Annotated in this window: 11 protein-coding genes; all 11 read left to right on the top strand. The window is 47.0% G+C overall.

Annotated features, from left to right (window positions below; all coding sequences use genetic code 11):
- Positions 1-24: 24 nt before the first annotated feature.
- The 11 genes from phnC to T456_RS0109375 all read left to right on the top strand — a co-directional run bounded on the left by phnC (position 25) and on the right by T456_RS0109375 (position 12102).
- Entirely contained in the window at positions 25-795 is a 771-nt protein-coding gene (gene phnC / locus T456_RS0109425) for a phosphonate ABC transporter ATP-binding protein (RefSeq protein WP_024865925.1), read from the top strand.
- 5 nt (positions 796-800) lie between these two features.
- Positions 801-1628: a phosphonate ABC transporter, permease protein PhnE gene (gene phnE / locus T456_RS0109420; protein WP_035801822.1), complete on the top strand. Its 828-nt coding sequence runs from the start codon at positions 801-803 to the stop codon at positions 1626-1628.
- Between the two features lie 13 nt (positions 1629-1641).
- A complete protein-coding gene (gene phnE / locus T456_RS0109415; protein WP_024865923.1) occupies positions 1642-2451 on the top strand; it encodes a phosphonate ABC transporter, permease protein PhnE in 810 nt (269 codons plus the stop codon).
- Positions 2452-2455: 4 nt separating this feature from the next.
- Complete coding sequence (locus tag T456_RS0109410; RefSeq protein ID WP_024865922.1) at positions 2456-3988, top strand: bifunctional metallophosphatase/5'-nucleotidase; 1533 nt, start codon at positions 2456-2458, stop codon at positions 3986-3988.
- A gap of 103 nt (positions 3989-4091) precedes the next feature.
- Positions 4092-4967 (top strand): methionyl aminopeptidase, encoded by an 876-nt coding sequence (locus T456_RS0109405; RefSeq protein ID WP_024865921.1) that lies wholly within the window; start codon positions 4092-4094, stop codon positions 4965-4967.
- Positions 4968-4999: 32 nt separating this feature from the next.
- On the top strand, positions 5000-7042 hold the full coding sequence (gene metG, locus T456_RS0109400; RefSeq protein WP_024865920.1) for a methionine--tRNA ligase: 2043 nt from the start codon (positions 5000-5002) through the stop codon (positions 7040-7042).
- 74 nt (positions 7043-7116) lie between these two features.
- Positions 7117-8067, top strand: a complete 951-nt coding sequence (locus tag T456_RS0109395; RefSeq protein ID WP_024865919.1) for an alpha/beta fold hydrolase — start codon at positions 7117-7119, stop codon at positions 8065-8067.
- A gap of 52 nt (positions 8068-8119) precedes the next feature.
- Positions 8120-8545 carry a GNAT family N-acetyltransferase gene (locus T456_RS0109390; protein ID WP_035801820.1) on the top strand — a complete coding sequence of 142 codons (426 nt, stop codon included), beginning with the start codon at positions 8120-8122 and terminating at the stop codon, positions 8543-8545.
- A 21-nt stretch (positions 8546-8566) separates the two neighbouring features.
- Positions 8567-9340, top strand: a complete 774-nt coding sequence (locus T456_RS19685; RefSeq protein ID WP_024865917.1) for a YesL family protein — start codon at positions 8567-8569, stop codon at positions 9338-9340.
- 40 nt (positions 9341-9380) lie between these two features.
- Positions 9381-10781 (top strand): diguanylate cyclase domain-containing protein, encoded by a 1401-nt coding sequence (locus T456_RS0109380; protein WP_024865916.1) that lies wholly within the window; start codon positions 9381-9383, stop codon positions 10779-10781.
- A gap of 211 nt (positions 10782-10992) precedes the next feature.
- A complete protein-coding gene (locus T456_RS0109375) occupies positions 10993-12102 on the top strand; it encodes an ABC transporter ATP-binding protein (RefSeq protein ID WP_024865915.1) in 1110 nt (369 codons plus the stop codon).
- Positions 12103-12186 lie beyond the last annotated feature (84 nt).

Here is a 12186-nt window from a genome sequence, read left to right as displayed (position 1 = left end):
GATTTAGATTTTAGGAGAAAACTCATGATCAAGTTTGAAAATGTCGGAAAAGTATATCCCAACGGTTTTGAGGGCTTAAAGCATGTGGACCTCACAATTGAGCAGGGAGAATTTGTTGCTATCATCGGTCTGTCCGGAGCCGGTAAGTCTACACTTATTCGTACCATCAACAGGATGCACGATGTCACCAGCGGTAAACTCACCGTGGATGATGTTGATGTTATGAGCCTGTCGGGCAAACAGCTTCGTAGGTTCAGAAGGAAGATAGGAATGATCTTTCAGTCATTCAACCTGATCACAAGAACTACAGTAATCAAAAATGTTCTGACTGCTTTCGTACCGGACATGCCCTGGTACAGATCTGCTTTCGGAATTTATACCAAGGAGGAGAAGATCAAAGCCCTTGAGTGCCTTGATAAAGTAGGCATTCTTGATAAGGCCTTTGTTCGTGCCGACCAGCTTTCCGGTGGCCAGCAGCAGAGAGTTGCTCTTGCAAGAACCCTTGCTCAGAGCCCACAGATCATTCTTGCGGATGAGCCTGTAGCAGCTCTCGACCCTGTAACCGCCAATCAGGTTATGGGCGATTTCAAGAGGATCAATGAGGACATGAACATCTCTATCCTTATCAATATTCACCACATCGATCTGGCTCTTAAGTACGCCACAAGAGTTGTTGGTATCAGAGAGGGTGAGATCGTATTTGACGGCCCTGCTTCAGGAGCAACCCAGGAAGTCCTTGACAGGATCTACAACGGAAAGGTTGACCGCGACGGCAATATCCAGGAAGAGGGGTGAATCAGGTGAAGTTAGGTTTATACGATAAGATATTCAAACCAAGAGAATATGTCCTTCCCAACGGCAAAAAAGCTTACAAAAAAGCCTCCAGGGCACCGATCTATCTGATTCTGATCCTTGCCATGAGTGCTCTTTCCGTTAAGATAACCGGATTTGACATGAAGATCCTGGTTTCCCGTATAGGACAGTTTTTCGTTATTCTGGGTGAGATGTTCCCGCCCAAGACAAGCGTAATGCCCGTTGTATGGACACCTCTTTTTGACACCATCAAGATGTCACTTTTGGGATCCGTAGTGGGTGCGCTTTTGTCAGTGCCTTTTGCAATGCTTGCCAGCACCAATGTGTGCCCCAGCAAGGTGGTTGTTTCCATTGTAAGAGTAATGTTCTCCCTGATCAGGACACTTCCTACCATCGTAATCGCGCTGGTGGCAACACTGGTCTTCGGACTTGGAACTCTTGCAGGAACCGTGGCTATAGCCGTTTTCTCTTTTGGCTATATCGGCAAACTTACCTATGAAGAGATTGAGACTGTTGACATGGGAGCCTTCGAGGCCATGCAGGCCATGGGCGCCACAAGATCACAGGCTTTTGTTTCCGCGATAATACCTCAGGTACTGCCTTTCTACCTTTCAAACTGCCTTTTCAACTTCGAAGGCAACGTTAGATATGCAGCAGTTCTTGGTTACGTAGGTGCCGGCGGTATCGGTCTTATACTGAATGAGAAGATCAGCTGGAGAGAGTATCCCAGCGTGGGAATGATCCTCATTGCCCTTTTCGTTACGGTATTTATCATCGAGACTGTCAGCCGCACACTTCGTAAGAAGCTTGTCTGACGGGAGGTAGTATATGAATCAGAGAATTCAAGCAGCATACGAGAAAAGACCCAAAGACTGGGTTTATAATTTAATAACAGCACTTGTTGTGGTAGGACTCCTTGTATGGAGCGGAAGCGCCGTTGAGACCAGCGGCTCCACCCAGGACGGCGGACAGATCGCCCTTAACGTCCTTTCGGGAATCTTCCATCCGGATCTTGAGTTCCTCTTCGACTTTTCCACCAAGGGTGTTCCTTACCTGATGCTGGAGACCATTTGTATCGCGTTTCTTGGAACCATTGTGGGAGCCATCATCTCAGTTCCCCTGGCGTTTATCTCCGCATCAAACTTAACACCCAAGCCCATTGCCTTTGCAGGCAGGATCATTATCATGATGGCCCGTACCATTCCGGCTTTCGTTTACGGTCTTATGTTCATCCGTGTAACAGGCCCCGGCGCTTTCGCAGGTCTTTTGACCATGGGCGTATGCTCCATCGGTATGATCAGCAAGATGTATATTGAGGCCATCGAGGATCTGGACACCAAGGTGGTTGAGTCACTGGATGCCGCAGGATGCAACACCTGGCAGAAGATAAGATACGGAATTCTTCCCCAGCTGATGCCCAACTTCGCATCCACAGCAATTTATAGATTTGATATCAATTTGAGAGATGCAACAATTCTCGGTATGGTAGGTGCCGGCGGCTTCGGTGCGCCCCTTATCTTTGCCATGAATTCCTACAGATGGAATGAGGCAGGAGCGCTGCTGGCAGGACTTATCGTACTGATCCTCATCATCGAGTACATCTCCACAAGGATCAGAGTTAAACTTACAAGAGGATAATTAAATGCGTATTATTTTTACCACAGATACACACGGACATTTATATCCCATTGACTATGCACTGAATGGCCCCGAGAACACGGGGCTATTTTGTGTTGCCGGACAGATTGAAAAGGACGATGACACACTTATTCTTGATGGCGGAGACACCCTTCAGGGAACGCCGCTTATCTCCTACTATCTGAGCCACAGGGATATGTATGATTTCAATCCCATGGCCGAAGGCTTCAACGCCATGGGCCTTGATTACTACACTTTGGGAAACCACGATTTCAACTTCGGCTACGATGCCATACTGGACTATGTGTCTCGGATGAAGGCCACTCTCATCAGCTGCAATGTTGAGGATAAGAGGGGCGCCCTTGGCATCAAAAAGAGCGTGATACACACCATGAAGGACGGCACAAGGGTGGGCATCACCGCTGCCGTGACCGGATTTGTAAATGTCTGGGAAAAGAAAGAGAACCTCACTGAGCTGGTTGTGACAGACCCGGTGGAGGCATTGAGGAAAGAGCTTGATAACCTTCGGGACAAATGTGACCTTAAGGTCTGCATCTATCACGGCGGATTTGAAGAGGACCTTAAGACCGGCAAAAGACTGTCCGGTACTTTGGAGAATCAGGCCTGCCAGATCTGCAGGGAGCTGGATTTTGACATAATCCTTACAGGTCATCAGCATATTGCCATAGAGAGCGTTGACATCGCCGGAACCCACGGAGTACAGCCTCCGGATAAAGCCGGTATTTATGCCGAGGTTGTGGCAGAAGGCAGCAAGGGTGCCTGGAACATCACTTCAAAGCTTGTTCCCGTAAAGGGAGTGAGCGAGAGGGCAAAAGAAATAATGGCTGCCCACAGCTTCATGGATCAGATGACAGAAGACCTTGAAAAGTGGCTGGATGAGCCCATCGGACAGATCTGGGAAGAGATTCCCGTTGAGCAGAAGCTGGATATAGCCATGAACGGCAGCAAGGTTGCGGACCTGTTTAATGAAGCGCAGCTTAAGTTTGCCGGTACAGACTTTTCCTGCACATCACTTTCCAACGATCCATTGGGACTTCACAAGGGCACAACCATAAGAGACGTACTTGGAATCTACAAGTTCTCCAACACCATGGAGGTTAAGAGCGTCACAAAGGCAGTTTTGAAGCAGGCTCTGGAGAGATGCGCGGAGTATTTTGATTATGACCCCGAAACCGGAAAAGTGGCCATCTCCAATGTGTTCCTGCAGCCAAAGGTTGAACATTACAACTATGACTTTTTTGCCAACCTCTGGTACGAGTTCGACCTGACAAAACCTGTCGGTGAGAGAGTAGTTGTACTTAAGAAGCTGGACGGAACAGAACTTGAGGAAGACAAAGAGTACACTCTGGTTGCCAGCAACTACAGAGCTACCGGTACCGGTGGATACGAGTGCATAGGAAACAGCCCCACCATCAGGACTTATTCCGAGGAAATGCCTGATATTCTCATTGATTACATCAGGCAAAACAGCCCTGTTCCCGAGCCTCATAACTCAAAAATGGCTGTTCATTATTGAAAAAAGCACTTAAGGAGAGCCCGAAAACAGTGCTGTCATTTGACTTTTACGGTTAGGGATAGCATACTATATATTGAGTATTTATCGGAAAAAGAGGGTTTTTATGTATAAAAGATTAGACAGAAACGATATTTGCTGGTGCGGAAGCGGCAAGAAATACAAGAGCTGCCACGCAGCGTTTGACGACAAGATAATAGGTTTTGAGCATCAGGGAATTCTGGTGCCCAGCAGAAAACTCCTTAAGACCGAGAAGGATATTGAGGGGATCAAGAAGAGTGCCGTTATCAACATGGCGGTGCTTGATGAAGTGGGAGACAAGATCAGGGCAGGCATGTCCACCCAGGAGATCGACGATATTGTAAACGATGTCACCTCCAAGATGGGCGGAATTCCCGCAGACCTGGGATATCAGGGATTTCCCAAGAGCGTGTGCACCTCCATTAACGAAGAGGTATGCCACGGAATTCCTTCAGAGGATATTATCCTCAAGGAGGGAGATATCATAAATGTTGACTGTTCCACCATTCTGGACGGTTATTTTTCGGATTCATCACGAATGTTTTGCATCGGCGAGGTCTCTCCCGAAAAGAAACGCCTTGTCGATGTAACCCGGGAGTGTATGGAAGCAGGAATCAAGGCTGTTATTCCCTGGACACAGATCGGAGACATGGGACACGCCGTTCATCAGCATGCGCTGGATAACGGCTATACCGTTGTCAAGGAGATTGGTGGCCACGGCTGCGGCAATGAATTCCATGAGGAACCCTATGTAAGCCATGTCAGCAAGCCCGGAACAGGAATGCTGATGGTGCCCGGTATGGTATTCACCATCGAGCCCATGGTAAATATGGGAACCGACGAGATATTTATTGATGAAGAAAATGACTGGACTGTGTACACCGCAGATCTCAAGCCCTCCGCCCAGTGGGAGGTTGAGGTTCTGGTTACAGAGACCGGATGCGAAATCTTGTGTCACTAAATGGCACATATATCAGGAAGGATGTTACGGCAATGCAGAATAAAGGCAAGTACTATATTACAACCGCTATAGCATACACCTCAGGCAAGCCTCATATCGGAAACAGCTATGAGATCGTGCTGGCTGATGCTATCGCAAGATATAAGAGAAGAGACGGCTTTGATGTTCACTTTCAGACAGGCTCAGATGAGCATGGACAGAAGATTGAGACCAGAGCCATTGAGGCAGGATGTGCAAGCCCCAAGGAGTTTGTAGACCAGGTTTCCGACACCATTAAGGGTCTTTGGAATCTCATGGACACATCCTATGACAGATTTATCAGAACCACTGACGAGGATCACGTTAAGCAGGTTCAGAAGATATTCAAGAAGTTTTACGATCAGGGCGATATCTACAAGGGCTCTTATAAGGGAATGTACTGTACAGAGTGTGAGGCTTTCTACACGGAGTCTCAGCTTGTTGACGGGAAGTGCCCTGAGTGCGGCGGCCCTGTTCATCCCGCTGAGGAAGAGGCTTACTTCTTCAAGATGAGCAAATACGCAGACAGACTTATAGAGCACATCAACACTCACCCTGACTTTATCCAGCCCGTATCCCGCAAGAACGAGATGATGAACAACTTCCTTCTTCCCGGACTTCAGGATCTGTGCGTTTCCAGGACCTCTTTTAAATGGGGAATTCCTGTAGACTTTGATGACAGGCACGTTGTATATGTATGGCTTGATGCCCTTACAAACTATATTACCGGTATCGGATATGATGCGGACGGCAACAGCAGCGAAGAATACAAGAAGTGGTGGCCTGCGGACCTTCACCTTATCGGTAAGGATATTATCCGCTTCCATACAATTTACTGGCCCATCTTCCTGATGGCCCTTGGGGAGCCTCTTCCCAAGCAGGTATTCGGACATCCCTGGCTTCTGCAGGGCGGTGAGAAGATGAGTAAGAGCAAGGGTAACGTTATCTATGCCGACGACCTTGTAAGCCTCTTCGGCGTTGATCCCGTAAGATACTTCGTTCTTCACGAGATGCCCTTTGACAACGACGGTGTGATCACCTGGGAGCTTCTTGTGGAGCGCTTTAACTCAGATCTTGCCAATACTCTGGGTAACCTTGTAAACAGGACCATCGCCATGAGCAACAAGTATCTTGGTGGCGTGGTTGCAGATACCGGGGTAAAAGAGCCGGTGGATGACGACCTTAAGGCTGTGGCCTGCGCATGCTACGACAAGGTAGAAGCCAAGATGAACGAGCTCAGAGTAGCTGATGCTTTGACCGAGATATTCACACTCTTTAAGAGATGCAACAAATATATTGATGAAACCGAGCCCTGGATCCTTGGTAAGGATGAGAGCAAGAAGGACAGGCTTTCAACAGTCCTTTACAATCTGGTGGAGGCTATTTCCATCGGTGCGGCTCTCCTTGATCCCTTTATGCCCGAGACTGCAGAGAAGATCAAAGAGCAGCTTTCCGCTCCCGACAGAGATTTCGATCAGCTTGGCGAGTTTGGTCTTGTAAAGAACGGAACAAAGGTTACCGAGAATCCCGAGATGCTCTTTGCAAGGAAGGATCTCAAGGATGTTCTTGAGAAGGCAGCAGAGATCACAAAAAAGCAGAAGGCAGAATTTGAGGAGTCTCAGAGAGTTGCAGCCATCAATCTTGCAAAGGCAGGTCTTGCCCCTGCTCCCGCACCTGAAGCCAAGGCCGATGATGAGGACAAGAAGGCTGAGATAGATATTCCGGCCAAGGACGAGATCTCTTTTGACGACTTTGGAACAATGCAGTTCCAGGTTGGCGAGATCATTAAGTGCGAAGCTGTTGAGAAATCCAAGAAGCTTCTGTGCTCACAGGTCAAGATCGGAAGCCAGGTCAAGCAGATCGTATCAGGCATCAGAAAGTACTACTCACCTGAGGAGATGGTGGGCAAGAAGGTGATGGTTCTTGTGAACTTAAAGCCTGCAAAGCTTGCCGGAGTATTGTCCGAGGGTATGCTGCTTTGCGCAGAGGATGCCGAGGGTAACCTTTCTCTTATGGTTCCCGAAAAAGATATGCCTGCCGGAGCTGAGATCTGCTGATAATAAGTGGACCAAAGCGGATAAATCTGTAGTATTATATATATATACATAATTCTTATGGGAGGGATTTCCAAATGGTACGCAAAGAGGAACTGACTTACAAATCAAGAGACAGACAGACAATGCTTCATGCTATTAGGTGGATTCCTGAAGGTGAGCCTATTGCAATCGTGCAGATCATCCACGGAATGCAGGAGTACATCGATCGCTTCGATGAATTTGCAAATTACCTGGCTGAGAAAGGCATTATCGTAATCGGCAACGACCATCTTGGACACGGCGGATCTGTCGGCGAGAAGGGTACCTATGGATATTTCTGCAAAAACGATCCTGCTACAGTTCTTGTAAGAGATGCTCACAGGCTTAAAAAGATGACACAGGAAGAGTATCCCGGAATTCCGTGTCTGATTCTGGGACACAGTTTCGGCTCTTTTGTGGCAAGAGAATATATAACAAGATACGGCACAGGTATCAAAGGCGCCATCATTCAGGGAACAGCCTTTATGCCAAACGGCACTGTTAAGAGCCTTGGAGGACTTGTAAACTTCCTTTCCGTTCTTATGGGAGAGAAGTATCGTTCAACCATGGTTAACAACATGGCCTTTAAGAACTATACCAAGAGGATTGACAATCCCAGGACTCCCTTTGACTGGCTTTCACACAACGAAGCCAGCATTGACAAATACATTGCTGATCCTGCCTGCAACTTTGTCTTCACCTTAAACGGATTCAAGACAATGGCTGAGCTTCTTAAGAGAGTTCAGGATACAGACAAGATGGAGGATATCCCCAAGGATCTCCACATCCTGATCACAGCAGGTAAGGAAGACCCTGTAGGCAACTACGGTGAGGGACCTGAAAAGCTCTACAACATCTACAAGAATGATCTGCAGATCAAGGACGTTGAGCTTAAACTTTATGACGGACTTCGTCACGAGCTTCAGCAGGAGATTGGCAGGGAGCAGGTTTATGCTGACCAGTATGAGTGGATCAAGAAAGTGATTGAGAGTGGAGCCAAAAATTGACACTTCAAAAATAATGGTAAGATGCGCTTACCATTCTGACTGGGACGGGGCGATGAAGCTTGCGTGGGAAACCTTCGTAAGATTTAACGCCCCTGACTATTCTCAGGAGGGAATAGATAATTTCCGCAAGTTTATCACCGACGATATGCTGCGGAAGATGTTTGTGGCCGGGCACTATCAGCTGTTTGTGGCAGTGGAGGAAGACAAATATGTGGGTATGCTTTCTTTGCGTGAGAAGAAGCATATCTCTCTTTTGTTTGTGGACCGGAATTACCATCGCTGCGGGGTAGCCACGGCTCTTTTACGGTATGTGAGCGAGTACGCTCTGGCAGAAGAGGGCGTGGATTCGCTGACAGTAAATGCTGCGCCTTATGCCACAGGCTTTTATCACAAAAGGGGATTTTGTGATACGGCTCCGGAGACTACAACCGACGGAATACGGTATTATCCCATGGAGCTGAAATTAAACAGACAGTAATACAAGGAGTTTTGTTGAATTATGGGAAGAATTTTTGATCTGGACAGTCCGCTTATGAGGGGGCTTACCAAAATGGCAGATGTGATGTGGATCAACGTGCTTACGCTGGTCTTTGCACTTCCGCTTTTAGTAGAGCAGTTTTTTATGCTGGGACCGATATTGATGGGGGAGCAGGAGTTTGCTTTTAACTACGTTTTATATGCCTGGCTCTTTGGTATCATCGCATCGATTCCCCTGGGACCTGCTCTCACAGGCATGCACTTCGTGCTCCTTAAGATTGTAAGAGATGAGGAGAGCTATGTTACAAAAACTTTCTTCAAGTCCTTCAAGGAGAACTTTGTGCAGGGAATGATCCTCATGGTTATCATGTTTGCGGCAGGCGGAATCCTGCTGATGGATTACCTGATCATGAAAGGGAACGCAGTGGTTTACAAGTACATCCTTTTTGCTGTGTCACTTATTCTGTACTTGGCATCCCTGTACATTTTCCCGCTGCTGGCAAAGTTTGTTAACACGATTCCCGGGACCATCAAGAATGCGTTCCTCATGGCTATACTGGCACTTCCCAAGACCATTGCCATGGCAATCGTGACACTTCTTCCCTTTGTTTTGTATTATCTTATGGATTACAAAGTCGTACCTATCCTGTTCCTTTTTGGCTTTGCCGGACCGGGATATCTGTGCGCGTTTTTATACAGTGAGACATTCAAAAAATTTGAACCTAAGGAGGCTGAGCTCTCTGAAGAGGAAGAGCTCGACAATGCCATAAAGAAGATCGACGAAGAAGATCAGTGAGGTGCACATGAAGAGATCACATCTAAGGTGGTTTTTTCCAATGATTATCTGCATGATCGCGGTGGCTGTTGCTATCGTGACCTATCTGAATGCAATACGGGATGAGCTTGTTTATGCAAAAGAGACGCAGATAGCCCTCGAAGTTGAGGATGAACTCAGAAAGATAGATGTGGATATCAGCAATTCCACATCTGTTGTCTATGCCACAGGCAATATCATGAGCAAACTCAGAATGGACGATAACAGAAGCCAGCTGGTGTACATGCTGGAGAACATTCTTGAGGAGAGCTCAGTCAATTATGCCATCATCTGCGATCAGAACGGCAAAGGCTTTGATATGAACAACAGGGACGTTGATGTCAGTAATGAGAGTTACTTTGCCGAGCTGTCTTCGGACTATGCCAATGGCGGATCCGGAATGGTGCTTCCCAGAGATGTTCAGAGCTCCATTGCCGAGATCATGATTGTGTACAGCGCCAAGTTTTCCGGTCAGACAAGAGGCTTTCTTGTTGCATATCTTCCGGTGAAAACCATCAGTGAGCAGCTGTTCCGGGAGAAATACCTGGCAGACGGTCAGGCGATCATAGGTCTTAGCGGCGATATCATATGTTCCAGAGGCTTTGAAAGGGTTCCTGCAAGATCAAGCTCCATCTGGGACAAAGTCCCGCCGTCACTTTCCAAAGATACAGTCAAACTCGCCATTTCCCAAAAGAATGTATTAATGACAGAAGTTCCGAATTACGGCTATACCATAGTTGTGCCACTGCAATCGGCTAACGGCGGCTGCATTGTGCTCATCAGCAAAGGGCAGATGAATACCATGGTTGGAAGGAGCATGGAACCGGGCTACAGATTTTGTGCTGCCATGGTACTGATCTCAGTGGCGTTTGTTCTTCTGGTGCTTCTTGCAAATCTGGTTGCGGACGCCATCCAAAAGTCTGCAGGCAGAAAAGCGGCCGCCGAGCATGAGACGGATATAATAACAGGACTGCTGACAGGCGAAGAGACTCTTAAGGAAATCGACAGCTACACGGCTGAGGGAGCGGATAATAAGGGAATGCTGTTTGTTATCGGCACTAATATTACAAGAGACAGAATCAATGAAAAAGGATCGGCACAATTCAACGATCAGCTCCGTGAATTTGCAAGAGGATTAAAATCCGGATTCAGATCAACGGATGTAATTGGCAGGACGGGAGACAGTGAGTTTACAGTATTCCTGAAGGGAGTCGGTGACGAGAAGGATGTCAGAAAGCAGACTGATGAGATGCAGCTCTTCCTTCATGACGCCACATCAGGAAGCGAAGTAAGTGATCTGGAAGTCAATGCGGGAGCGGTTCTTTTCCCTAACGGAGGCCGGAATGCCAGAGATTTGATAGAGTCCGGAAGGCGCGCACTTACAAGAGCGCGTCAGCAGGGAGCCGGGCGACTATCATTTTGACGGATTTTTGCAATGGGCAAATTGCACAGTGATATTTTGGATTATTCGTCAACATTGAGATTACCCACATTAGTCACAGGTTTTCTTGTCAGATTGGCTAATGAAAAATTAAATCTTTGTGAAAATAGTGAATAGTCAATAAACAGGCAAATGTCTATACTTTAATCTAGCGTGTAAGATTTATTCACTTATTTTAGGAGGAATGATTGGTATGGCAAGTTTATCACTTGAGCATGTAACAAAAGTTTATCCCAACGGCTTCGAGGCTGTTAAGGATTTCAACCTTGAGATCCAGGATAAAGAATTCATTATTTTCGTAGGACCTTCAGGATGTGGAAAGTCAACAACACTTCGTATGATCGCAGGACTTGAGGATATCTCTTCAGGTACACTTAAGATCGGTGACAGAGTTGTTAACGATGTAGAGCCTAAGGACAGAGATATCGCGATGGTATTCCAGAACTACGCTCTGTATCCCCACATGACAGTTTATGATAACATGGCTTTCGGACTTAAGCTTAGAAAAGTTCCTAAGAACGAGATCGATACAATGGTTAGAAACGCAGCTAAGATCCTTGACCTTGAGAAGCTCCTTGATCGTAAGCCTAAGGCTCTTTCAGGTGGACAGAGACAGCGTGTAGCTATGGGACGTGCTATCGTTCGTAACCCTAAGGTATTCCTTATGGACGAGCCTCTTTCAAACCTTGATGCTAAGCTCCGTGTTCAGATGAGAACAGAGATCGCTAAGCTTCACCAGAGACTGGGCACAACCATCATCTACGTTACACATGACCAGACAGAGGCTATGACTCTTGGTACCAGAATCGTAGTTATGAAGGACGGTGTTGTTCAGCAGGTTGATACACCTCAGAACCTCTATGACAAGCCCGGCAACCTCTTCGTTGCAGGATTCATGGGATCACCTCAGATGAACTTCCTTGATGCTGAAGTTGTTGTTAACGGTGACAAGGCTTCCCTTAAGATCGCTGATCAGCTCATCGAGCTTCCTCCTGCAAAGGCTAAGAAGCTTATCGATGGCGGCTACGCTGGAAAGGTTGTTACATTCGGTATCCGTCCTGAGGATGTTGATGATTCCGAGATGGTTGTTAACACATCCAAGGCTGTATTCGAGTCAACAATCAACGTATACGAGCTTCTTGGTGCAGAAGTTTATCTGTACTTCGATCTCGCTGAGTTCCCTATCACAGCAAGAGTTGATTCTCGTACAACAGCAAGACCCGGCGACAAGGTTAAGTTTGCATTCGATGTTGAGAAGATCCACGTATTCGACAAAGAGACAGAGCAGACAATCACAAACTAAAAGTAATCACTTAGCGAGGTTTTTTCGAGCTTAGTGTACTACTTTGTTCTGGCGAGGCTTTAGCCGAGAGCAGAACTTCATTAA

It is taken from the genome of Butyrivibrio sp. FCS014, assembly GCF_000526935.1.
In the GTDB taxonomy this organism is placed as follows: domain Bacteria; phylum Bacillota; class Clostridia; order Lachnospirales; family Lachnospiraceae; genus Butyrivibrio.
The sequence above is the reverse complement of the archived record's forward strand: the minus strand, read 5'-3'. Positions and strand labels throughout refer to the sequence as shown.